The following is a 22,247-nucleotide window of genomic DNA, read 5'->3' on the forward strand; positions in this document are numbered from 1 at the left end:
TTGAGGGCCCGGGGGGTGTTGCCGACGCGGGCGCCGCTGCTTCTGACGACTAATAGGAAACTGCCGGGCTCCTCCGACCAAAGAGCGCCACGGCCAGGTAATGTGGGTGTCGCGCGAGGCAGCATTCCGATCGACCGACGATTGGAAGGATACCATCATGCTGACCGAAGCCACCGCCTGCCCTGCCGTAATAGGCCTCGACGTCGGGAAGTTCTCCCATTGGGCGTGCCACGTGACCAGGCAGGGCGAGATCCTCGCCAGCGGCCCCGTGGCCAACACCGAGCATGACCTGGACAGCCTGTTCGCCCGAGTGGATGCAGGGACGCTGGTCGTCGTCGACCAAGTGCGCAACATCGGGTCGCTGGCGATATCGAGGGCAAGGCTGGCCGGGCTGCCCGTCGCCTACCTGCCGGGAATCGCCGCCCACGGAGCTGCCAAGCTGTTCGCGGGCGACGCCAAGACCGACGAGCGCGACGCCGCGGTCATAGCCAAGACGGCGCTCGGCATCCCGGATTCGCTGCTGCCCGTGCCAAGGCGCGACGAGAGGCTCGAGGCCGCAAGGTCGATGGCGGCGCAGAGGAACCACATGGTCACCTGCTCCACCCGTGACAAGAACAGGCTCAGGAGCATACTCCTGGAAAGCTGCCCCGCGTTCGAGGCGCTGGCCGACCTGGCCGATCCCCATTGGCTGAAGATGATGGAGTCCCTGGGCGGCCCCTGGGGCATCCTGGATGCCGGCAAGCCTGCCGTCGGCGCCGTGACCCGCGGCGCGAACAGGGCGCGCATCGACGCCGCGCTGGCGGCGATATCGTCGTCGACGCGCCCGTCCGAATACCAGGTCATGGCAGAGAACCCGCAGGTCAGGATGCTTGCCAGGCGTATCAGGGAGTCCGCCGAGGAAGCCGCAAGGCTCGACACGGAGATAACGGCGCTGCTCGTCGAGGACGGCACTTACGAATGCCTGCTGACCATCCCAGGAATCGGCCCAAGGACCGCATCGGAGCTGGTGATAAGCATCGACATCGACGACTTCCCCGACCACGACCACCTCGCATCGTATTGCGGAATCGCTCCCAGGAACCGCCAGTCAGGCAAGTCGATATCGTCGGTGAGCGCCTCGCGCCAGGGAAACAAGAGGCTGAAAAACCTGCTCATCTTCTCCTGCAACTCGCTTAGCAGGAGCAGGGGCCGGTTCGGCGACTACTACCGCAAATGCAGGGATCGCGGCATGTGCCACGGAGAGGCATTGAAGGCGGTCGCCAGGAAGAGGATGAAGGTGATCTACGCGATCATGAGGGACAAGGTCCCGTACTCGGCCTAGCTAGCCAGAGCCATAGAAAAACGCCAGCCCGACAAGGGCTGGCGTCAGCATGCTCGAAAGCAGTGATCTTTGGGACTGCGGTGGGAATCCTGGACCAAATCCATCCTATGCGACTAGTCCCAAATCCCTTCGGTACTGCATGGGGCTCTTGTAATCCAGGTCGCTCTTGATCCTGATGTCACGATACCATCTCAGATACGCGTCGAGCATGGTGATGAACTCCTCGATTGTAACCCCATCCCAGTCGCGTCCGTAAAAAAATTCCACCTTGAGCCTTCCGAAGAAGCCCTCGCACCTCGCGTTGTCGGGGCTGCAGCCCTTCCTCGACATCGATCTGACCAGGCCGTTCTCTTCGCATATCTTTATCCAGCCTGGCCAGCGATAATGACCGCCTCTATCCGAATGCACGGCCGGGTGGTCGCCCTCGTCGAGCCACTCACACGCTCCGAGCAGCGAGGAGTTCGCCATCTCGGCATCGGGAGACGTGGAGATCGACCAGCTCAGCGGCATTCCGTCGAAACAGTCGACGATTGGCGAGAGATAGGCCTTGCCGGCGGGGATGCGGAACTCGGTGACGTCCGTTATCCATGTCTCGTTCGGGCTGTCGGCGCGGAAGTGGTGCTTTCCCCGCTCGTCTAGCAGTAGGTTCGGAGGCGCTGCGGACGTCTCGCCCTCGTAGGAGCTGTAGCGCCGCTTCTTCTTGGCGGCGCATGCGACCAGGTTCTCCTCGGCCATAATGGCACGCACGGTCCACTCGCCGACTCGGCTCTCAGATCCAGACCCGGCGTTGACCTCGGCGACGATGCGCCTGTAGCCGTAGGTGCCGCCGCTGGATTCGAACGCCGCTATTACCGCCTCCCTGGCGGACGCGTGTTCCTCGGTCTCGCCTTTGAGCTGCACGTTCCTCGCGTACTCGTAGCTGCTCTTGGCCATGCCCACCACGGGGAGCAGCTCGCAGAGCTTATACTTGGTCCTCAGCGCCGTCACCATCGCCGCCTTCTCCGCGTTGGCCAGGCGGTCCGGGTCGGCGCCCGGGTCTTTTTTTACTATCTCGAGGGTCGCCTGGCGTACGTCGAGCTCAAGCTGCACCTTTCTGAGCTGCATCTTCGCCTCTCGCAGCATATCTTGAAGCTGCTCGATGTCATCGGGCAGGTCGTCGAACTCCTTGCTCACGGGTTCTCCCTTCTTCTCGGGTCCCCCGTTATTATCGCCCATCATCTCCCTGCGCCAGAAGTAGGGTGCGGTCCTCGACACGCCGTGACGCTCGGCTATCACCGCGGCGGGCCCAGTCCTCGCCTCCAGCTCCGCCACCACCTGCACCTTCTTCTCGATTGGAATCGGCGGCGTCTTTGGGTTCGGGCCCCTATACTTGCGCTGCCCGGGCGCTATCTCGTCGATCCAGTCGCCGAGCACCTCGCGGCTCTTGGGATATCCCAGCGCCCTCATCGTCCTCACCAGGCTCTTTCCATGCTCGAGGTAGTGCTCGACGGCGCGCTGCTTCATCTCTGCGGTGTACCTCGGATCGGTGGCGAACTTGCTCTCGGGCACCTCACCGGTTTTCTTGTACTCGTTCCACCAGTTACGCAGGCAGGCTCTCGTCGGATATCCTAACTCTGCGACGGTGTCGGCGTAGCTATGGTCGAATTTGATGAAGGTCTCTATCGCGCGCTTCCTCTGCCCCTGGCTGTACATGCGGTTCTCCTCCTGTCCCGCCTTGGTCCAGGATTCCCACCGCAGTCCCTTTGCCAACAAAATCAGTTGACAAAACTATAGGAACACCCTCCAAGTTACTGGCGATATACTTAGGAATGAGTGAAGGGCGGTAATACTTTTGACAAGATGTCAGTAAGAGAATCGGAACTGCCCTATCTCTTTTTCTTAGGCCAATGCGGGGTTGTGGGATGGAGCGGAAGCGCTGCCCGCATGAGAATCGCGACGTTATGGGACCCATGCGGAGTCGGGATCGATCAAGAGGTGCAGAGATGAAGACGTTTGCAATCGCGTTCGTCGTGTCGTTCGTCGCGTTCCGCATGTGGTGGCACGCCCGGAATCACCGGGGCATAAAACAATAGCTAGCGAAGCGCAGGTTCGCTATGTTTGACCGCCGGTTAGGATGACATTGCTCCAGAAGAAACGAGTCACGCCTCCTGACAATAACCCAGTTGGACCACCGGCCGTGATGCCACAGCTGCAAAGAAACCCCGACGACGTCACTATTGGGAACAAGAGATGCGACGATGATGGCGAGTGGGTCACGTTCCACCCGCAGCGGAAGGAGGGCAAGTCGTGAGGGACCCATACGACCGCGCCAAGGGCCGCGTCTTCCACAGGCCCGACCCCGGCAAGGCCGCCATCATGCGCCTCTTCAACGCTTCAGATTACGACATATTCGCGGCGGGGTTCATATTCGACGTGGTGTCCGGCGAGGAGACCGACATACCGCTTGCCGCCATTGGTCGGGACGGTTTCAGCCGGTCTAACGAGGATGCGTACTACTTCGAGAGGTACGACATGGAGCTTACGCCGGAGCTCCGGGAGTACGCTCTGGCCCACGCCCCAAGGCGTAGCGAACCGACTAGGACGTTGCAGCACGGCCAGACGCACCGCGCCGAATCTGTCGCACGCCTTCGTAATACCAGACGGAATAATGCTGCGGGAACTCGTAGAACTTGATGCTTCTACCAGAAGCCGTTTGGAACATCTGAATGCTGCCCGAACGGACGAGCCGCCAACCGGAACGGCCCTGGTAGGCGAACGATTCGCCATTATCGGACATGTGGACGAGCGCAAAGGGCCGCGCTGCCTCGCGCTCGGCCTTGTCGAGGAAGCGCGTGAGCACCGCCGTATCGAACGGATTGAACAGATAGAAGCAGGTATAGGGTGCGAGCGAGATGTCGAGCACGCTGCCAGCGATGACGCTGAGCTGAGGAGACGATGCTGCCCACGATGAGGCGATGTTGGCGAGATGGGCGTCCAGCTCCACGCCCGTTGCCCGGCATGGAAGACGCGAGGCCGCATAGGCGAGAACCCTGCCCGCTCCGCAGCCTACATCGAGCAGGTGATCGTTCGCCGTGAGACCAAGCTTGCCAAGCAGCTCTTCCAGCACGAAATACGGCGTCGGGGTTGGTTCGTGCGCGCCAGAGGATACCAAGTCCGAGCGAACCTGAGCGTCCACGTGAAGCGAACGGCCGCACAGGGCAATGTCCCATGTAGCGTCGGCAGCAAGGAGGTCCTCTTTACTGGCTATCGATGCATATGAGGCAACCACGGCATTACTCCCCATTACAGTTTGAGAAGTAGTTAGCCCAATCGCTTAAGCCATCCGCTTAGACGGTCGGACTACGATTGACATATGTCCCGAGGGACTGCCGATCGGGCGCCCGCGGACGGCCTTATGCCCCTGCCCCTTGAGGGCCCGGGGGGTGTTGCCGACGCGGGCGCCGCTGCTTCTGACGACTAATAGGAAACTGCCGGGCTCCTCCGACCAAAGAGCGCCACGGCCAGGTAATGTGGGTGTCGCGCGAGGCAGCATTCCGATCGACCGACGATTGGAAGGATACCATCATGCTGACCGAAGCCACCGCCTGCCCTGCCGTAATAGGCCTCGACGTCGGGAAGTTCTCCCATTGGGCGTGCCACGTGACCAGGCAGGGCGAGATCCTCGCCAGCGGCCCCGTGGCCAACACCGAGCATGACCTGGACAGCCTGTTCGCCCGAGTGGATGCAGGGACGCTGGTCGTCGTCGACCAAGTGCGCAACATCGGGTCGCTGGCGATATCGAGGGCAAGGCTGGCCGGGCTGCCCGTCGCCTACCTGCCGGGAATCGCCGCCCACGGAGCTGCCAAGCTGTTCGCGGGCGACGCCAAGACCGACGAGCGCGACGCCGCGGTCATAGCCAAGACGGCGCTCGGCATCCCGGATTCGCTGCTGCCCGTGCCAAGGCGCGACGAGAGGCTCGAGGCCGCAAGGTCGATGGCGGCGCAGAGGAACCACATGGTCACCTGCTCCACCCGTGACAAGAACAGGCTCAGGAGCATACTCCTGGAAAGCTGCCCCGCGTTCGAGGCGCTGGCCGACCTGGCCGATCCCCATTGGCTGAAGATGATGGAGTCCCTGGGCGGCCCCTGGGGCATCCTGGATGCCGGCAAGCCTGCCGTCGGCGCCGTGACCCGCGGCGCGAACAGGGCGCGCATCGACGCCGCGCTGGCGGCGATATCGTCGTCGACGCGCCCGTCCGAATACCAGGTCATGGCAGAGAACCCGCAGGTCAGGATGCTTGCCAGGCGTATCAGGGAGTCCGCCGAGGAAGCCGCAAGGCTCGACACGGAGATAACGGCGCTGCTCGTCGAGGACGGCACTTACGAATGCCTGCTGACCATCCCAGGAATCGGCCCAAGGACCGCATCGGAGCTGGTGATAAGCATCGACATCGACGACTTCCCCGACCACGACCACCTCGCATCGTATTGCGGAATCGCTCCCAGGAACCGCCAGTCAGGCAAGTCGATATCGTCGGTGAGCGCCTCGCGCCAGGGAAACAAGAGGCTGAAAAACCTGCTCATCTTCTCCTGCAACTCGCTTAGCAGGAGCAGGGGCCGGTTCGGCGACTACTACCGCAAATGCAGGGATCGCGGCATGTGCCACGGAGAGGCATTGAAGGCGGTCGCCAGGAAGAGGATGAAGGTGATCTACGCGATCATGAGGGACAAGGTCCCGTACTCGGCCTAGCTAGCCAGAGCCATAGAAAAACGCCAGCCCGACAAGGGCTGGCGTCAGCATGCTCGAAAGCAGTGATCTTTGCCAACAAAATCAGTTGACAAAACTATAGGAACACCCCCTTTGAGACACAACGGATTGCGCAGCCCTACCACCAACGGTCGTGGCATTCCTCCAGCTCGATCAGTGCGTCAAGCAAGGCCTTGCAAAGCTCATCTTTCTTGAGGCTGTTCACGCAACGGACGAGTTCCGCGCGATGGGCTACCTCCTCACGCTTGTATTCCAGCTCCGCCTGTTCGACCCCCCATTTGAAAGCATCGATTTGTTGGGGATAGACGGCGAACACCGTGGCAACCATGCGCTTGCAGCTACGCCTCGTTCCCGCCGCGTGCGGGCAGTCGCAATAGGACTGTCGAACGTGCATGGTATCCACGTGGACGGTGTAGGGCAGATTCGCCGTGCCCTCTACCTCGGCATCGAAGACGCCCTTGCCGTCAGGCCGGAGGTTCTTCACGCGCCCCTGTTCCAAATAGTCGAGCCCTCGCCACAAGGAAACCCCACTCGCCATCCGGAGAATTGAGAGAAGTTGCATGGGAGGGCCTCCTTTGGGTTGGCGCCAATGCGCCCCCTTTTCCAACCAGAAGATAATGCAAGGCGCGCTTTTTTAGGATAGCCGTACAGCGTGAACAATCTATCAGCAAATGGGTATGTGATACAATGCATATGCAATGTCAATGCAAGGAGTGACAATGGCTAAAAGCGCATCGATCAGCATGAGGGTCAATCCGCAGATCAAGGCAGAGGCAGAATCAATTTACGGAAGCCTCGGAATGACACTTACCGAAGCAATCAACATCTTCCTGCACAAATCGATTCTCGAGGGCGGGTTGCCTTTCGAGGTTCGGCAGCCGCGGTACAACAGCGAGACCGAAGCGGCGATGCTCGAAGCTCGCGATATGCTTGCCGGGAAAATGCCCGCTGAGTCCTATGACTCGGCGTCGGCAATGTTCGCCGCATTAGACGAGTAGTCGAACATGGCGCTCAAGCTCGTCCCCACCTCGCAATTCAAACGTGACTACAAGCGGATGAAGAAGCGCGGGCTTAACATGAATGAGCTCCAAGTTGTACTTGATAAGCTTTGCGCAGAGAAACCGCTTGATGAGCGGCATCGCGATCATGCACTCATTGGCAGATATGTCGGTTTCCGCGAATGTCATATCCGGCCCGACTGGCTCCTTGTGTACGCGATAGACAAAGACAAGTTCATCCTTGTCGCATCACGCACCGGAACTCACTCCGATCTATTTGACGAGTGACGTCGGCATAGTAAACTATCCGGCGACAGTACCCCGCACGCCTCTCTCAGAAATGATGAAGAGCGCCAGACGGGGTCACTTTGCTTGATTTTGTTTTCCGCAAAGAAGCTGCAGCCGTCCATCGAACAAATCGGCGAACCGACGGCGCCTCAGCAGCAAATAAAAGAATGTATAAACCACATCGCTTTGACTCCATGCACCAAGCTAAATGATTAATTTAGTTGGCTATCAGGCTTAAGATAATTCATCTTTAGAAGCGGTTACCTGCAGGAATGTATTCAGCTGCTTCACAACTCATACAGTTTGTCTTTCGGTAGGCGGTAGACAACCAGCCGTGACCTATATCTTGTGTCTTACCTGCCTGCACTTTGCTTCGTTTATTGGTCGTCAAGCCGCTATCTTGCAAGCGGCGGAGGAAGACCCCGTGCTCTTCCTCCAGCGCTACCGTCCTCCCGTTCTCATCGATGAAATTCAGAAAGCGCCGAAGCTTCTCCCCTACATCAAGGAGATCGTCGACGCGTCCGACCAAACCGGAACTGTCTGGCTCACCAGCTCCCAGCCATTCCATCTTATGAAGGAAGCCTCCAAATCGCTTGCGGGGCGCGTCGGCGTCATCGAGATGCTCGGCCTCTCCGGTGCAGGGATCTCCGGAGTTCCCTCTGAGCCGTTCTCCCCGGTCGAGTTTACTTCGTGCGCCGTGTAACCGTATCTAAGCCATATGACGCGGCAGAAGCATACGACCGCATCTGCGCCGGCTCGCTTCCGGCCATTCGTTCCCTACCGAAAGACCTGCGCGCGGGCGCTTACGAGTCATACCTCGACACCGGGCTGGTAGCGTATCTTACAGGTTGGACCAGCCCACAAGCTCTTGAAACCGGCGCCATGAGCGGACAGGTCTTTGAGACCCATGTCTTTGGAGAGATCTACAAGAGCTTCCTCAACGCCGGGCAGCGCGCGCCGCTTTACTTCTTCCGCAACAACGACAAGAAGGAAATCGATCTGCTGATGGAGCGCGATGGGACGCTCTTCCCCATCGAGATGAGGAAAACGGCATCCCCTTCGCGCAAAGACGCGCGCAACCTAAACGTCTTAGACTCAGTCAACGCTCCTGACGTGACACCCGAGCTCTCGATGTTCAAACATGAAATTGGAACAAGTGCCATCGTCTACATGGCTCAAGGCACACTCCCCGCAAGCGGACGAGCGTGGGCATTCCCGGTTTGGGCGATTTAGTGCACGCCGTACCTCGCTGCAGCACACCCGATAACGAAGCACGTCATAGCACATCATGTGACATGAGCTACTTATAAAACGCGATATCCCCATGAAAGTAGTCGCACCAACGCCGGCAAATATCGGCATGGTTCGCCATGACAAAGTCCATAACATTGGCAAGCTCGCGCTTTGTAAGCTTGCTTCCATTACTTGCAAGCAAGCATCCACCGTTGCGAGTAAGCCATATCTTCGTGGCATGTGCTGAAGGATGCCCCTTTGCAACGTGAACATGAACCGGCTCACCATCCTCGCCAGTCCAGAAAAAGATTGCAAAGCCCTGGAACAGGAATAGCCTAGGCATAGGACTTCGACGCCTCGCGTGCCAATCGAAGAATGAGCGGGGCATTGTTATGGATAAAAGAATCGAGGTACGCCAGATCCTCATCGTCGAAGCCATCGATGTCTGACCACTCAAACGCTGGAAGCATGCATCGCGCCGAATCGAAGCCAAGCTCAATCGGTCGCTCGATCGACACTTCGACTATACCGTCATCCAGCACATTGGAATATGCGACCTGTGTTCCATCTTCAAGTTCAACATAGTTGTAGAACATGGTGCACCTCCTTCGCGCATCGATAATTATACCCGTACATGGTTGGAGCTACGGAGCGCACCTTTTACACAGACCACCCGGTCATTCTCGTCGAGACGGCATACCATCACTTCAGGGAGGTTAGGCCATGAAAATACGCTACGTCGGCTCCCGCGCTGGGCTTGACCCAGACCGGGACGTCGAAATCGGACAGGTGTTTACCGTTCTCCAGGTTGGAGAGTCTTACTTCCTCGCAATCGACGAAGGTGGAGACCCTACTACGTTCTATGAGGATGAAGTGGAGCTCGTTAACCCTCCCCTGGATCCCCCAACTCCAGGTAAGCCGGAATGGATAGGGACGGACGCCCGAGATTACTTCACCGATCCAGTGTACGCAAACGCAAAGACAATCGATCAGAAGGTTGAAACTCGCGGCCAGATCCATGAGCTCAGGCATGCGACACCGGAAGATTTCGAACGAGATGACCCAGCCTACGTGGGACGTATAGAAATCTGGGCAAGCAGCCTGATTGGAGGAGGACCAATCGAAACCGCCCATCTACTTGCCATGAATTCAGTCGGCGTTGGGGACAAACTGTTCGCACACTTCGAATCCAATCCGAATGGAACTAAATACGTTCAATTCCGCGATGCCGACGGAACATTGCTTCCGTTCTCTCCCTACTACGATTTCAACAGCCTCACGCTTGAGCGCGCGTTCCTGCGCCTTAGGCGAGGCCAGCGCATTGTCTGCGAAGTAACCGAAATAAAGGCAATGACGGGCACCTGCGCACCGGCTTCACCAGACACGACATGGACCGTATACGACTTTGTTGCCGATGCGCGTATTGTTGGACAGCACATGGAATGAGCCTGTCAGCTCCTACCACCCATCCCCGACACGGCCGCGCTGGCGCTTCAACTGGGACCGATGGCGCTTATCCGCCAGCCGGCGCTCGCGTGCGGCCTTGGGCACCTTGGTCTTCTTACGCACGCGCGGCGGCTGGGCGCGGCGCTTTATGGCCTGAGAGAGCTTTTGCAGGCAGAGTTGGCGATTCTGGAACTGGCTGCGCGTCTCGCGCGCGGTCACGGTGATGCCCGTAGGCACGTGCGTCATGCGCACCGCGGAATCCGTGGTGTTCACGCCCTGACCGCCCGGGCCCTTCGCCCGGAACACCTGCACCTCGCAGTCGCGCGCAAGCTCGTCGGCGCTCTGTCGGGCGTACCTCTCATAATCTCGCCAGTTCATGCCACACCTCCTCTCCCTACATCGAAATGAAACGGGAAGCCCGGTTTCTGTGTGCCACAGAGAACTCCATCTTCCCGTATCAGCGAAACGTCAATGCAAAACATGAGACGCTAATTTATACGTATCACGTTTCGTGCCACGTTGAAACGAAACCATAGATGGCTGCATCCGGACCAGCGCGCCAACTACGCGTCGTAGCACTCCACGATATCAATGAAGTGCACGTACACACCGCAGATCTCGCCCTGCGCGTCGTGCCCGAAGTAGACCGGGTAGGCTCCGTCACCCCAGCCCGCTGTGCACATAGCAAGGTTGCAGTCCGTCCCGGGCACCGTCCAGTTGAGCCAGTCACCGCCCTCGGTCTGGTACTGGGGGTTCACCCGAGCGTTTTCCTCCAGCAGCCCGAAGAAGAGATCGTCATACGGGTTGATGTCCTCGTCTTCCTCAAGCCGCTTCGCCCAGTAGGCCTGGAACGCCTTCTGGGTCTGGATGTCCGCGATGCAACCCATGCCGGCATCGACGCCGAACCCGAAGAACGCACCGTCCTCAAGCTCTCTCGCTAGGTCCTCGTCGCCGATCATACCCAGCTCGTACCGAACGGGCTTCTGGTCGCTCACCGCCACCTTGATGCAGGCATAGCGGTCACCGAGCTGTTCGTCAACGACCACGCAGAGCTTCACGGGGTACGTTCCCACGGGAATGGTTTGGATGAAGGGCCGCGCATCCTCAAGCCACACCAACGGGTCGCACGCAAACACCGTGCCGGTGGGGATGTTGATGCTGCCGATGTCCAGCACGTCAACCGGCATGCAGCCGATGGTCTTCTCGGAGAAATACGCATCCAGGTCAACTTTGCAGTCAAGTTTGCCCTTGACCGCCTCGAACTGGCTCATCCACTCCGTCGTAGGCATAACGAACCTCCGTCCTCGCCCGGATACCCTCCGTTGCCCCATCATACTCCGGCGGGTTCGGCGCCAACGGCTGCAAGGGGCCGACCGGTCGCCTCCAACCGCCCTGTGGCTTTGCTGAATACGACCGACCGGCAGCGGTTTGCCCTATTTCCCCTGCACCATGGTGAGCGAGATCTTGCCGCGGTCGCGATCGACCTTTTCCACCCACACCTTCACGGTGTCGCCCACGGCCACCACGTCGCTCGGGTGCTTCACGAAGCGCTTCGCCAGCTTGGAGATGTGCACGAGGCCGTCCTGGTGCACGCCCACGTCCACGAAGGCTCCGAAGTCGACCACATTGCGCACGGTGCCGGTAAGCTCCATGCCCGGCTGCAGGTCGTCGATAGAGAGTGCCGCGCGGCTGAACACCACCTCGGGCGCATCGTCGCGCGGGTCGCGGCCGGGCTTTTTGAGCTCGTCGATGATATCGATGAGCGTCATGAAGCCGCAGCCCAGCTCGCCCGCGAGCGCGGCCACGTTGCCCACGCGCTTATCGATGTCCGGGATGCCGCCCGCCGCGAGGTCCGCCGCCGTCACGCCGGCACGCTCGAGCACCTGCGTGGCAACCGCATAGCTCTCCGGGTGCACGCTCGTCGCATCGAGCGGGTTCTTACCGCCCGAGATGCGCAAAAAGCCCGCGCACTGCTCGAAGGCCTTCGGCCCAAGCTTGGGCACCTTCTTGAGCTGGTTGCGGTCGGTGAACACGCCGTTCTCCTCGCGGTACGCCACGATGTTCTTCGCCACCGGCTGCGTGATGCCGGAAACGTAGCCCAGCAGGCTCGCGCTCGCCGTGTTCACATCCACGCCCACGCGGTTCACCACGTCCTCCACCACGTTGCCAAGCGTGCGCGAGAGCTCGGCCTGGTCAAGGTCGTGCTGGTACTGGCCCACGCCGATGGACTGCGGCGGAATCTTCACGAGCTCGGCCAGCGGGTCTTGCAGGCGTCGGCCCAGGCTCATGGCACCGCGCGTGGTCACATCGAGCTCCGGATACTCCGCACTCGCCAGCTCGCTCGCCGAATACACGGACGCGCCGGCCTCGTTCACGATGGTATAGCGCAGATCGGGCGCCTGCTCGGCGATGAACCCCGACACGACCTCCTCGGTCTCGCGGCTCGCCGTACCGTTGCCGATCACGATGGTGTTGATATGGTGCTTCTTCACCAGACGCGCCAGCTCGCGCTTAGTGCCCGCCACGTCGTGACGCGGCTTGGTGGGGTAGACGACGCCGTGATCGAGCAGCTTGCCCGTCTCGTCCAGCACTGCGACCTTGCAGCCCGTGCGGAAACCAGGGTCAAGCGCAATCACGCGCGCTCCGCGCACCGGACGGGCCGAGAGCAGGCTCTCGAGGTTCTTGCCGAAGACCTTGATAGCGTCCGTCTGCGCGCGGACCGTGAGCTTGGCGCGGAGCTCGCGCTCGAGCGAGGGCGCCATGAGGCGCTTGTAGCCGTCGGCGATGGCGGCGTCGAGCACCGGTGCGAAGGGGCCCTGACGGCGCGGCCAGCGGGAACCGAGGCGAGTAACGGCAGCTTGCGTGTCCACGCCCACGCGCACGCGGAGCTTGCCCTCGCGCTCGCCGCGGTCGATGGCGAGGATGCGATGGTTGGGAATCTTGCGCGCCGGCTCGGAGAAATCGTAGTAGGGCTCGTACGGCGTCTTCTCGTCCGCATCCACCGCAGCCGCGACGATTTCACCCGTGCCCTCGGTGAAGGAACGCAGGTCGGCAACATTCTCCGGGTCCTCGGCAACCGTCTCGGCCACGATGTCCTGAGCACCCGCAAGGGCCTTTTCGGGCGTGTCGTAACCGGCCTGGGCCGCCTCGGCGGTAACGTATGCGGCGGCCGCGTCGATCGGAGTCGCGCCGCCCTTGGGCGTGACCTGCATGATGATCATGTTGGCGAGCGGCTCGAGCGCCGCCTCGCGAGCCTTCTGCGCGCGCGTCTGCCGCTTCTTGCGGTAGGGCTTGTAGAGGTCCTCGACGCGCTGGAGCTGCGTAGCGGAGCGAATCTCGGACTCAAGCTCGGGCGTGAGCTTGCCCTGGGCGTTGATGAGGATGATCACATCCTCTTTGCGCTGTTCGAGATTACGCAGGTAGGTAAGGCGGTCGCCGAGGGTGCGAAGCGCGACGTCGTCCATACCGCCCGTGGCTTCCTTGCGGTAGCGCGCGATGAAGGGAATCGTGTTGCCCTCGTCGATAAGGTCGATGGCGGCCTGAACGGCGGCGGGCTTGAGGCTCAGCTCTTCTGCGAGCGTGAGGGTTATGTCCATGCAATGACTCCAGACCATTCGATGTTGGAGTGACTAGGATACCCGCCCACGCGGACAGGGGCAACCGGACGTGACCGGTCGCCGGGATGCCCGGCAGGAAGCATCCGCCTAGAACCCCCCGAAGCGCGGCTCCGCGCTCAGCCCCTGCGTCTGGAACACGCGCTCGACCGCTTCCTCGTACTCCCCCACCTTGCGAGCTTTCCGCACCGCGCGATGCACGACCTGCGGGTCTGCGAAGGAATATTTGGCGTAGTACCACCATTCCTTCATGCGAAACACCGCGTTGCCGCCGATCTCTTCCTCATAGGCGCAGAAGAGCTTGTCGTGGAAGTGCTTGAGCTCGGCTGCTGCGGCAGCCTGCCCGCCGTTGAGCATGCGCGCCAGCGCGGGGTTGGAGAGGATGCCGCGGCCGAGCATCACGTGGCGCGTCTCCGGATACGCCTCGAGTAACGCCGCCATGTCATCGGTCCCAAAGATGTCCCCGTTATACGCCACAGGAAACGGCGCCCGTCTGAGCGTCTCGCCGTAGGGCTCCAGGCGCGGAACGCCCTGGTAGCGATCTTTCTGAACACGAGGATGGACGATGAGCTCCTGGAGCGGGAAGCGGCAGTACAGCTCGAGGATCTTCTCGTATTCAGCGTCTTCCAGCACACCGACCCGCGTCTTGACCGAAATCGGAAGACGCGACCGGTCGCATACCTCCTGCAGGAACCCTTCGAGTTCCCCGAGGTTTCTGAGAAAGCCGGCACCCCTCCCCTTGGCAACGACCGTCCCGGAAGGGCACCCCAGGTTCAAGTTCACCTCCGCATAGCCCATATCGGCAAGCACCTGCGTTGCCCACACGAACTTGTCTGCATCGTTGGTGAGCAGCTGCGGAACTACGTCGAGACCTTGGTTGCGCTCCGGGTCGACCTCTTTATACGCCTTGCCGCCAAACGAAGAGCCTACCTGCGGCGGAGCGAGGAACGGAGTGTAGTAGCGGTCGAGGGCGCCGAAGCACTCCGCGTGGACCCTGCGAAATACGCTTCCCGTGATCCCTTCCATGGGGGCAAGCGAGAATATCATCGGCGTCGGCTCCCCTTTCCCTCCTGCCGCGGCACCTAAGCCGCATCGAGGGCGGCTACCATCAAATGGAGACATTGTAGCGCGGACTGCATACGGCGAAGAAGCGCTCGCCGCCTTGCCTAAACCGAAACCGGTTCAATGGCCCAGCATAGAGAGGCACGATGGAGCGTCTTGCGGAGAGTCTTGAAGTGAGACTTGGCATGCAGCGCACGGCAGACGATAAGGGCGGATGCCCGTTACCTAAGCATCCGCCCTAAAGTCTCATCTAGATAAAGGTTGTCGTACCGTCGCGTTAGCTCCTGTGCCGCCTTGCGAGCAGCCCGCCTGCGAGCACCGCAGCGCCAACAACCGCCGCCGCAGCCACCGCGAGCATGCTCATATCACCCGTAGCCGGAATGGCGGCCGCTTCCTGCTCCAGCCCTTCAGACGAGCCGGGCTCGCTGGGTTCAGCCGGGCGCTCAGGATTGACGGGGGTCGTCTGGTCCGGATCCTGACTCGACTCCTTCTCGCCGCACACGGTGCAGACGCCGTCTACGAAGCTATGGCCGGCAGCAGGGATCTCCTGATAGGACGAGTAGCCGCAGGCGCACTCGTCATAGGCAGCCCAGCCAGGGTCGGTGCAGGTGGGATCCTGTCCGTCGTGGTGCGCCAGACTATGCGCATCGTAGTTCGCAGTGAGCTCGACGGCACCCGCCGGCATCGTGAAGGTGGTCTGAGCTGCGGAGGGATCGTCGAAGGAGCCCACCGCAGCACCGTTCTGCGTCCAGCCGGATAAAGCAGCCACAGTGGCCGAAATGACCCGAGCGCTCGCACTCGAGGCCGCCCGCGCCCATGGTTGGAATAGCGATCTTCATGAGGCTGCCCTCTTTCTTCGTGCAGGCACTTCGCTTTTGCGCCCGCGCCCATGCCGTATGCTGCTTGACTACTACGCGATATCCTCCGCGATATCGATGCTCTCGCCCTGAAGACCCACGTGGGCGCCGGCGGCAGCCTTGTTGCTCTCCGCGTGCACGATGAGCCATTTATCGGCAGCCCAGAGGAGCGGGGCATCGCCGGCGTTGGCAAGCGCAGAATCGAGCTCCAGCAGAGGGCCGTTCGTGCCCTGGGGCAACGCGACGAGCGTGCGGAAGCCCTCATCGCCTGTCTGACAAGGCGCATAGTGCAGGGTGTCGGCAAAGACTTCGACGAGCACACCGGCAGGCACGCGGAACGCGCGCACGAGCGACATGTCGAGCGTGGCGTCGACGCCCATCCCCTCTATCTGGTGCTGCTTCGCAAGGAGCAGGATGAAGTGGTCCGCACCGAGGTTGAACTCGCTGGAACGGTGGTACTCCAGGGCGTTGAGACGCGTGTTATGACCGCAGCACCAACCCAGTTGAGTGGGGCGACCGCCGAAGAGAAGCCCCTTGAGCGCGGGCGCGACCTCGAGCTCTTCGAGTGCGGCGGCGCTGGCCTCGTACTTCGTGCCGTCCTCCGGGCAAGGCGCGTGCTCGGCGAGCGCGTGGACCACGGGCTCGGTGAACGCGGCGGGAACATCTGCCCACACGCGACCATAGTTGCGGAATGATTCGTCATAGATGGATTCGATGAGCATGGTGTCTCCCCTTCTTCTGCTGGGATTCGACTGACATGCAGCGCGGACGGCGCACCCGCACCGGCAACGTCGCATGCGTCGATTATCGCGCGATTCGCATGCACAGATTCGCTCTACATCCCCGTTTATCGTCGATGTAGGTCAAATTCCTGTAAGTTATGCTTCTCAATGTCAGCTTTGGTGGCGCAGTTCAAAACAGATAGAGAGGAGGCGTCGAAGGGGCTCTCGGTTACGCCTCGATGCGAATCGCGATGCTCGCGCCGCCGAGTTCGGGGTCGATAAAGCGCGCATCGCCGCCATGCTGCCGCGCGATCGTCCGTACCACAGAAAGACCCAGCCCGGTACTGCCGTTCTTGCGCGAACGACCCTCTTCCAGGCGTACGAACCGACCGAACACGCGCTCGCGATCCTGTTCCGGGATACCCGGCCCATCATCGCTCACAACGATCTCGACGAATTCGCCGTCCGCGTTCTCAACATTGCGGCACGAGATCGCCACGCGACTCCGTGCATAGCGCGCTGCGTTGTCGAGCACGTTGCGCACCGCATGCGAAAGCGCCTCGTGATCTGCCGTGCACACCACCGGCTCCACACCGGAAACATCGACCTCGCACGACGCCCTCGCTTTCAAAGACGAGGCCTCTTCATAGAGCAGGTCGCACAGGTCGAGCTGCTGCTTGTCCAAACGCGACACGCCCTCATCCTGGCGCGCGAGCAACAGCAGGTTGCTCACAATACCGCCCAGACGCTCGTTTTCAGAGAGCAGGTCGTTTGCAAGCGTATCCGCGTCAACCGCGTCCGGATGGTCGCGCATGGTCTCGAGCATGACGCGAATAGCCGCCACCGGGCTCTTGAGCTCGTGCGACGCATCGGAGACGAAACGGCGCTGCTCCGCGACGGCAGCCTCGAGGCGCGCGAGCATATCATTGAACGTGGTTGCCAGCGGTTCCAGGTCGCGATCGTGCTCCGGCACGGGCAAGCGGCGGCTCAAGTCGCCGATGGATATCGTCGCGGCCTCCGCGCGCATGCGCTCGACCGGCGCGAGCGTGCGCGCGACGGCGAACCACGAGAGCACCGCGACTGCGCACAGGGAGCCAAGCATGGCGATGGCAAGTACGATGGCGACCGTCCTCATTGCCTCGCGCGCGGGAGCGAGCGACGTCAGCGCGGCGATGGTGACCACGCCATCGGGCGTCTGGACGCCGCGCTCCACCACGAGGATCGGCCCTTCGATACCGAGCGCCGTAGTGGCGTCGATGTGCATCTCCTCGACCGATACCGAAAGTTCCTGGGCAGACGATGCGCCCGCCTGCTCCGCCACGAAGGGAAGCCGCTGCTGCACGAAATGGCGTGCATGTGCATGGATGCGGCCGCGCACCGAGGCGTCGCCGTCGTAGCCGGAGTCGCCCCCGTCGTCGTAGCCGGAAGCACCTCCGTCGTCGTAGCCGGAGTTGCCCCCGTCGTCGTAATTCGAGGCAGCTTGTTGCGGCTGCGACGGAGCGGGAGCAGACGAATACCCGCTGTTATAGTTCGAAGAGGCTGCCGGCGCGGAAGCTTGCGGACGTGACGGGCTACTTTGCGGCGTTGCCGAGGGATCCGCCTGCTCGCGCTCCTCCGCCTGCGGCGCCACGTCGTCGGCATCGTCTTCGGCAGGCTGCTCATCAGCCATATCAAATTTCAGAGAGACGCGCTCACGCTCGCCGCGGCGCTCCTCTCCCGGCGCCAGACCACCCTCCGAGATGGGTGCCACGTCGCTCGCCCAATCGCTCGACGCCACCACGTTTCCAGACTCATCGATGATCTGTACAAGATCGGCGCCGGTCCCGCGCAGTTCGTCGGGCATCTGGCCGGCAGCGACCTGCGCTTCGATCTCGTCGAGGCGCTGATCAAGACTGCCCGAGATGGTGGCGCTGATCGCCCAGCCCGTCGCCAGCGCAACGGCGGCAGTAATGGCGACCATGGCAGCCGCGCACACCGCGACGGTGATTACCGAAACCTTCCCTCGAATGCTTTTGAAAAGATGCATGGTCTCTCCCTGGTTTCTGGCCAATGTGTCCCGCGGCGTCATGCACGCTGGCGCGCCCGTGCGACATCGCGTTTCCACGCGGCAGCACGTCCCAGCGGCATCACCCATACCGGACACCGGCCTTGCGTCGCCCTACGCTGGCTCGGACATCCGATACCCCACCCCGCGCACGGTGTGGATGAGACGCTGCCCAAACGCCACGTCAACCTTCTTCCGCAGGTAGCCCACGTACACCTCGACGACGTTGTCGCCGCCCATGTACCCCGGCGACCACACGTGGTCGAGGATCTGCGTCTTGGTGAGCACCTGCCCCGCGTTGTACATGAGGTATTCCAGCAAGGCGAACTCGCGCGGCGTGAGCTCGATCGCCGTGCCGCCGCGTTCGACGGCCTTGGAAGCCGGATCGAGCGTGAGGTCACCCACCTGCAGCTTTGCCGAACCCTTGCTCGCCCCGCGCCGCAGCAGCGCTCGCAGGCGCGCTACCAGCACCACAAGCGAAAAGGGTTTCCGAAGAAAGTCGTCGGCACCAATATCGAGCGCATCCGCCTCGTCGTACTCGCCATCCTTGGCAGTGAGCATGAGCACCGGCGTCGTGATGCCCGCGCCTCGCAGCTCGCCGCACACGTTGTAGCCGTTCATGCCGGGGAGCATGATGTCGAGGGTGATGACGTCGTACGCCTCGGTGAGCGCCATCTCCAGACCCGTGTTGCCGTCGCAGGCGATATCGACGGTGAAACCCTCGTCTTCCAAGCTCGCCTTGAGGTACGCGACGATGTTCTCCTCGTCTTCAACGACCAAGACGCGCATATGAATCCCATCCATTCCGCTCAGAGCGCACCGTGCAAGTCGATTCTACGGAGAAGGGCGCCCGCCCTTGCAGCGTAGCGCCCCTCCTTCGGCAAGTGGTAGCTCTATCCGAAAAGCCTTACCGTTTCCTTACAGCATGTAAAATAACCCCAGGGGTTTTTTAACATCGCCGCGCTAGTCGTCGTAGCCGCTGTCCGCGTCGTAGCCGCTGTCCGCGTCGTAGCCGCTGTCCGCGTCGTAGCCGCTGTCGGAGTCGTAGTTGCTGTAGCCGCTGTTGCCCGTAGCGGGAGCAGAGACCGCGGGTGCCGAAGCCGCGGGGGCGGGCGCGGGTGCGACGTAGGCAGAAGCGCCGTCATCGTAGCCGCTGTTTCCGTCATCCCAAGAATCGTCGTAGAGGCTGTCACCCGATTCGTACACGCTGTTGCCGTCGTAGTCCGTGGCGCCGTCGTAGTCCGTGGCGCCGTCGTCGTAGTTGGTGTTGCCATCGTCGTAGTCCGTAGCGCCCGGGGCGGGAGCCTGCGTGGTCGCCGGAGCCTGGTTCGCGCCATTGGCGTCGTCGACACTTGCTACCACGCTCTGTCCCTTCGTCGCACCTGAAACCAGAGCGCTTGCCGCCGACGTGTCGCAGCCGGTCAGGAAGAGCACGCCGCACAGGCCGATCATGCACAGGGGGACGAGGGCGAGCTTGGGGTTGGCGAGGTCGAGCTTCTTCATGATGTCCTCCTTCTCTTGCGTTCCGCTTCGAGCGGTTTTCGCTAATCCTTGCGCCTTCCTCTGGGCGCATGGTCATAATGCCGAAGGAACCTGAGAAATAGCTGAGAGAATCTGCCGCGGCTCTGAGCGCGCAAATGGGGTATGAACGGGATATGCCCGGCGCAGAACAACCCAAGAAGGAACGCCCATGACCAGCCTCGAGAACGTCCGCGTGTTCACGCAAAGCGCCATCCGCATCCAGAGCAAGGATGGCGTGGTCATCTACCTTGACCCCTTCAGCCTCACGGATGCCGAGGCGGCGCACGACGCGGACTACGTGTTCATAACCCACGCGCACTTCGACCACTTCTCGCCGGAGGACATCGCGCGTGTGGCGGGTGACCACACCGAACTCGTGGCACCGGCAAGCATGGGTGCCGAGGTAGCCCGTGTGGCGGATGAGATTGGGGCGACGGCGGTGCACCTGCTGCAAGCGGGCGGGCGGCTCGAGCTGCCCGGCGTTGCCGTCGAGGCCGTGCCTGCATACAACGTGGAGCCGGAGCGCCTGGGGATGCACCCGCAGACGCACGGCTGGCTGGGCTATGTGCTCACCGTCGACGGCGTGCGCTACTACGCGGCGGGCGACACCGACCAGAACCCGGATAACGAGCAGGTGACGTGCGACGTGGCGCTCGTGCCCATCGGCGGGACGTACACGTGCGACCCGCATCAGGCCGCAGCGTTCGTGAACGCGCTGCACCCGAAGACCGTGGTGCCCATCCATTACGGCAGCATCGTGGGCGCGCGGGAAGACTTCGACGAGTTCGCTGCCGAGGTCGCGCCGGGGATCGAAGTCGTGCGGAAGGTTGAGCGGTAGAGCGCTGCACCCCGCAGACGTCGCATACCGGGCTACGCCACCGCAACAACCGGTTCGAGCAGATCCTCTACCCGGCAGTGAAGCACGCGAGCAATCTGCGCCACGGCGGAAGCTTGCGCCCGGTTGATATCCTTGTTGCGCTGCTCATACATCTGTATCGACCGCAGTGAAACACCAGATAGCTCGGCGAGTTCACGCTGTGTGTATCCACAGGCACTCCGCATGCGCGCGAGGTTCGTCTGCCCCTGATAGCTTGTCATCCGCTCCGCAAACAACTGAGCCACACGCTCTTCGGATGCTTCGTGCCACGGGTCGTACAAGTCGACAAGCACATCGAACGGCAACACATCGAAAACCGTGCGGAACGTAAGCGCAAACCGCCATTGGACGTACGCGGCGATCCAGCCCGCCCAATACTCAGGCGTCCTGTCTGGTCGAAAGCCCTGCTCGATCATCGCCTGTTCATCGTCGTAACCAAGCTCGCCGCACATGCCCCAGAAGAGCTCGATGCCCGACCGCCCAGAAACCACCCACGGTGCCCCCGTTTCGAACTGCCGGGCAAGCCGACTCGACGCAAAAAGGTTCGCAACCTCAAATCCTTCGGCACCGTAGTCCCAAGCCGCATAGTCGAAGAAGCATGCAAGGCAGGACATGGCGTCTTCTAGGTAGAGGACGTCGTACGCGCGGGCAACGACGCCACGGCCTTTAGAAGAGACGTGGGTCATGGGGATCGACCTCCTCGAGCAGGATAACGCGAACATACAGCCCGGTGCGATCGAGCTGCGCGCAAAGAGATTGGTACTGGCTCCGCGCACGGCGATCGCGTTCGGCCCTACGCGCGTGATAGATCTCGCAAGACGCAAGTTCATAGCCGGTACATTGGATGCGCTCGAACGCCTTCGCACTGGTAAGCGCAACCTGCTCGCCCAGATTTCCCAAACGCATAGCCTCGGAAAGCTGCGCTACGGAAATCGTGTTGTTCAAAAACGCCCGCGCGAACGAAAAGTACGAATCGTCTGCACGGTATCCGCGAATGATGTCGAAGCCCGATGTGTCGATGAGAAAGCGATCGAGCAGGTAGTCGCGAGCGGTGCGAGCGATGGCATTCGAGAGATCGACACGGCGATTTGCGAGCAACAAAGCGAGCCAAGTGAGCACCGAATATTCCGAGCTAGAAAGGTCGAGGATGGCGAGCTTGTCCGTAGCAAGCTCATAGCGATTCGCAAACCCATCCGCTTCGCCAGGGCACGCCCATTCCTTTGCGAGGTCTTCATGCTCGGTACAGTAGAAGCCCGCGCCGTAGTCGTTGTATGGACGGCACAGCTCCAAGCGCGGTTGCTTAACGATTTCGGACGACCCATGCCAGAGGATCACGACGCCACCGCCTCCGTTTCTGTATCTGAAGTATCACTGTAGTGATAGTATCACAAAAGCAGGATGTGCTATACGGCTGTTTGTCTCCCAACTTGCAGACCGCTCACCCATGTGCTCAAAGACCGCAGTCGTCCCAGTGCGATACGATGTCCTAAAGACGCAGGCTCGCCATCGTTCACCATT

23 protein-coding genes and 1 pseudogene are annotated in these 22,247 nt (G+C 61.4%); 8 read left to right on the plus strand and 16 right to left on the minus strand.

Going from position 1 to position 22,247, the window contains the following annotated elements; all coding sequences use genetic code 11:
* The first annotated feature begins 100 nt into the window (after positions 1–100).
* Complete coding sequence (locus C1717_RS07845) at positions 101–1,321, plus strand: IS110 family RNA-guided transposase (RefSeq protein ID WP_245859336.1); 1,221 nt, start codon at positions 101–103, stop codon at positions 1,319–1,321.
* A gap of 105 nt (positions 1,322–1,426) precedes the next feature.
* Here the strand turns inward: C1717_RS07845 and C1717_RS07850 are convergent, their stop codons facing one another.
* Positions 1,427–3,013 carry an IS3 family transposase gene (locus tag C1717_RS07850; RefSeq protein ID WP_077071627.1) on the minus strand — a complete coding sequence of 529 codons (1,587 nt, stop codon included), beginning with the start codon at positions 3,011–3,013 and terminating at the stop codon, positions 1,427–1,429.
* An 883-nt stretch (positions 3,014–3,896) separates the two neighbouring features.
* A complete protein-coding gene (locus tag C1717_RS07860) occupies positions 3,897–4,589 on the minus strand; it encodes a class I SAM-dependent methyltransferase (RefSeq protein ID WP_245859569.1) in 693 nt (230 codons plus the stop codon).
* 239 nt (positions 4,590–4,828) lie between these two features.
* Between C1717_RS07860 and C1717_RS07865 the strand changes: the two genes are divergently transcribed.
* Positions 4,829–6,049, plus strand: coding sequence for an IS110 family RNA-guided transposase (locus C1717_RS07865; protein WP_245859336.1), 1,221 nt, complete (start codon positions 4,829–4,831; stop codon positions 6,047–6,049).
* 136 nt (positions 6,050–6,185) lie between these two features.
* On the opposite strand, the gene C1717_RS07870 is transcribed toward C1717_RS07865, so the two are convergent.
* Complete coding sequence (locus C1717_RS07870; protein ID WP_146003680.1) at positions 6,186–6,551, minus strand: SWIM zinc finger family protein; 366 nt, start codon at positions 6,549–6,551, stop codon at positions 6,186–6,188.
* A gap of 235 nt (positions 6,552–6,786) precedes the next feature.
* Between C1717_RS07870 and C1717_RS07875 the strand changes: the two genes are divergently transcribed.
* The 4 genes from C1717_RS07875 (at position 6,787) to C1717_RS10600 (ending at position 8,586) form a co-directional block, all read left to right on the plus strand.
* Positions 6,787–7,065, plus strand: a complete 279-nt coding sequence (locus tag C1717_RS07875; RefSeq protein WP_102372662.1) for a type II toxin-antitoxin system RelB/DinJ family antitoxin — start codon at positions 6,787–6,789, stop codon at positions 7,063–7,065.
* A 6-nt stretch (positions 7,066–7,071) separates the two neighbouring features.
* Positions 7,072–7,353 carry a type II toxin-antitoxin system YafQ family toxin gene (locus C1717_RS07880; protein ID WP_102372663.1) on the plus strand — a complete coding sequence of 94 codons (282 nt, stop codon included), beginning with the start codon at positions 7,072–7,074 and terminating at the stop codon, positions 7,351–7,353.
* A 334-nt stretch (positions 7,354–7,687) separates the two neighbouring features.
* Complete coding sequence (locus tag C1717_RS10595) at positions 7,688–8,056, plus strand: ATP-binding protein (protein WP_180965884.1); 369 nt, start codon at positions 7,688–7,690, stop codon at positions 8,054–8,056.
* Positions 8,044–8,586 (plus strand): DUF4143 domain-containing protein, encoded by a 543-nt coding sequence (locus C1717_RS10600; protein ID WP_180965885.1) that lies wholly within the window; start codon positions 8,044–8,046, stop codon positions 8,584–8,586. Before C1717_RS10595 ends, C1717_RS10600 begins: the two co-directional genes overlap by 13 nt.
* A gap of 67 nt (positions 8,587–8,653) precedes the next feature.
* Here the strand turns inward: C1717_RS10600 and C1717_RS07890 are convergent, their stop codons facing one another.
* Both C1717_RS07890 and C1717_RS07895 read right to left on the minus strand, forming a co-directional pair.
* Positions 8,654–9,025, minus strand: coding sequence for a DUF4160 domain-containing protein (locus tag C1717_RS07890; RefSeq protein ID WP_342745803.1), 372 nt, complete (start codon positions 9,023–9,025; stop codon positions 8,654–8,656).
* Positions 8,922–9,182 (minus strand): hypothetical protein, encoded by a 261-nt coding sequence (locus tag C1717_RS07895; protein ID WP_102372665.1) that lies wholly within the window; start codon positions 9,180–9,182, stop codon positions 8,922–8,924. The genes C1717_RS07890 and C1717_RS07895 overlap by 104 nt, the downstream gene beginning before the upstream one ends.
* Before the next feature lie 127 nt (positions 9,183–9,309).
* On the opposite strand from C1717_RS07895, the gene C1717_RS07900 reads away from it, so the two are divergent.
* Positions 9,310–10,032, plus strand: coding sequence for a hypothetical protein (locus C1717_RS07900; RefSeq protein WP_102372666.1), 723 nt, complete (start codon positions 9,310–9,312; stop codon positions 10,030–10,032).
* Positions 10,033–10,044: 12 nt separating this feature from the next.
* Here C1717_RS07900 and C1717_RS07905 read toward each other — a convergent pair.
* From C1717_RS07905 to C1717_RS07950, 9 genes and pseudogenes are all read right to left on the minus strand, one after another.
* Positions 10,045–10,353 (minus strand): annotated as a pseudogene (locus C1717_RS07905) (peptide chain release factor-like protein); the annotation flags it as partial.
* Between the two features lie 242 nt (positions 10,354–10,595).
* Positions 10,596–11,321 (minus strand): DUF4241 domain-containing protein, encoded by a 726-nt coding sequence (locus tag C1717_RS07910; protein WP_102372668.1) that lies wholly within the window; start codon positions 11,319–11,321, stop codon positions 10,596–10,598.
* Between the two features lie 144 nt (positions 11,322–11,465).
* Positions 11,466–13,628 (minus strand): Tex family protein, encoded by a 2,163-nt coding sequence (locus C1717_RS07915; protein WP_102372669.1) that lies wholly within the window; start codon positions 13,626–13,628, stop codon positions 11,466–11,468.
* A gap of 108 nt (positions 13,629–13,736) precedes the next feature.
* Complete coding sequence (locus C1717_RS07920; protein WP_102372670.1) at positions 13,737–14,693, minus strand: tRNA dihydrouridine synthase; 957 nt, start codon at positions 14,691–14,693, stop codon at positions 13,737–13,739.
* A gap of 292 nt (positions 14,694–14,985) precedes the next feature.
* Entirely contained in the window at positions 14,986–15,477 is a 492-nt protein-coding gene (locus C1717_RS07925) for an InlB B-repeat-containing protein (protein WP_180965886.1), read from the minus strand.
* Positions 15,478–15,618: 141 nt separating this feature from the next.
* Positions 15,619–16,287 (minus strand): DUF4867 family protein, encoded by a 669-nt coding sequence (locus C1717_RS07935; protein WP_102372672.1) that lies wholly within the window; start codon positions 16,285–16,287, stop codon positions 15,619–15,621.
* A gap of 229 nt (positions 16,288–16,516) precedes the next feature.
* Positions 16,517–18,313, minus strand: a complete 1,797-nt coding sequence (locus C1717_RS07940; protein ID WP_180965887.1) for a HAMP domain-containing sensor histidine kinase — start codon at positions 18,311–18,313, stop codon at positions 16,517–16,519.
* Positions 18,314–18,445: 132 nt separating this feature from the next.
* Positions 18,446–19,120 carry a response regulator transcription factor gene (locus C1717_RS07945; RefSeq protein ID WP_102372674.1) on the minus strand — a complete coding sequence of 225 codons (675 nt, stop codon included), beginning with the start codon at positions 19,118–19,120 and terminating at the stop codon, positions 18,446–18,448.
* Between the two features lie 174 nt (positions 19,121–19,294).
* The gene (locus tag C1717_RS07950; RefSeq protein WP_102372675.1) at positions 19,295–19,834 is read right to left on the minus strand and encodes a hypothetical protein; all 540 of its coding nucleotides are present in this window, start codon (positions 19,832–19,834) and stop codon (positions 19,295–19,297) included.
* 187 nt (positions 19,835–20,021) lie between these two features.
* Between C1717_RS07950 and C1717_RS07955 the strand changes: the two genes are divergently transcribed.
* Positions 20,022–20,690, plus strand: a complete 669-nt coding sequence (locus C1717_RS07955) for an MBL fold metallo-hydrolase (RefSeq protein WP_102372676.1) — start codon at positions 20,022–20,024, stop codon at positions 20,688–20,690.
* Positions 20,691–20,722: 32 nt separating this feature from the next.
* Here the strand turns inward: C1717_RS07955 and C1717_RS07960 are convergent, their stop codons facing one another.
* On the minus strand, positions 20,723–21,415 hold the full coding sequence (locus C1717_RS07960) for a helix-turn-helix transcriptional regulator (protein WP_077071172.1): 693 nt from the start codon (positions 21,413–21,415) through the stop codon (positions 20,723–20,725).
* A complete protein-coding gene (locus C1717_RS07965; protein WP_077071171.1) occupies positions 21,396–22,064 on the minus strand; it encodes a DUF3990 domain-containing protein in 669 nt (222 codons plus the stop codon). Before C1717_RS07965 ends, C1717_RS07960 begins: the two co-directional genes overlap by 20 nt.
* Positions 22,065–22,247: the final 183 nt, after the last annotated feature.

Source organism: Enorma phocaeensis (assembly GCF_900186505.1).
Taxonomy (GTDB): Bacteria; Actinomycetota; Coriobacteriia; order Coriobacteriales; family Coriobacteriaceae; genus Enorma; species Enorma phocaeensis.

Excerpts from the sequence above, each read along its gene's own strand:
- C1717_RS07845 (WP_245859336.1), top strand. The coding sequence starts at position 101 with ATGTGGGTGTCGCGCGAGGCAGCATTCCGATCGACCGACGATTGGAAG.
- C1717_RS07850 (WP_077071627.1), bottom strand. The coding sequence starts at position 3,013 with ATGTACAGCCAGGGGCAGAGGAAGCGCGCGATAGAGACCTTCATCAAA.
- C1717_RS07865 (WP_245859336.1), top strand. The coding sequence starts at position 4,829 with ATGTGGGTGTCGCGCGAGGCAGCATTCCGATCGACCGACGATTGGAAG.
- C1717_RS07875 (WP_102372662.1), top strand. The coding sequence starts at position 6,787 with ATGGCTAAAAGCGCATCGATCAGCATGAGGGTCAATCCGCAGATCAAG.
- C1717_RS07880 (WP_102372663.1), top strand. The coding sequence starts at position 7,072 with ATGGCGCTCAAGCTCGTCCCCACCTCGCAATTCAAACGTGACTACAAG.
- C1717_RS07890 (WP_342745803.1), bottom strand. The coding sequence starts at position 9,025 with ATGGCTTCGACGATGAGGATCTGGCGTACCTCGATTCTTTTATCCATA.
- C1717_RS07895 (WP_102372665.1), bottom strand. The coding sequence starts at position 9,182 with ATGTTCTACAACTATGTTGAACTTGAAGATGGAACACAGGTCGCATAT.
- C1717_RS07900 (WP_102372666.1), top strand. The coding sequence starts at position 9,310 with ATGAAAATACGCTACGTCGGCTCCCGCGCTGGGCTTGACCCAGACCGG.
- C1717_RS07910 (WP_102372668.1), bottom strand. The coding sequence starts at position 11,321 with ATGCCTACGACGGAGTGGATGAGCCAGTTCGAGGCGGTCAAGGGCAAA.
- C1717_RS07915 (WP_102372669.1), bottom strand. The coding sequence starts at position 13,628 with ATGGACATAACCCTCACGCTCGCAGAAGAGCTGAGCCTCAAGCCCGCC.
- C1717_RS07920 (WP_102372670.1), bottom strand. The coding sequence starts at position 14,693 with ATGATATTCTCGCTTGCCCCCATGGAAGGGATCACGGGAAGCGTATTT.
- C1717_RS07935 (WP_102372672.1), bottom strand. The coding sequence starts at position 16,287 with ATGCTCATCGAATCCATCTATGACGAATCATTCCGCAACTATGGTCGC.
- C1717_RS07940 (WP_180965887.1), bottom strand. The coding sequence starts at position 18,313 with ATGCATCTTTTCAAAAGCATTCGAGGGAAGGTTTCGGTAATCACCGTC.
- C1717_RS07945 (WP_102372674.1), bottom strand. The coding sequence starts at position 19,120 with ATGCGCGTCTTGGTCGTTGAAGACGAGGAGAACATCGTCGCGTACCTC.
- C1717_RS07950 (WP_102372675.1), bottom strand. The coding sequence starts at position 19,834 with ATGAAGAAGCTCGACCTCGCCAACCCCAAGCTCGCCCTCGTCCCCCTG.
- C1717_RS07955 (WP_102372676.1), top strand. The coding sequence starts at position 20,022 with ATGACCAGCCTCGAGAACGTCCGCGTGTTCACGCAAAGCGCCATCCGC.
- C1717_RS07960 (WP_077071172.1), bottom strand. The coding sequence starts at position 21,415 with ATGACCCACGTCTCTTCTAAAGGCCGTGGCGTCGTTGCCCGCGCGTAC.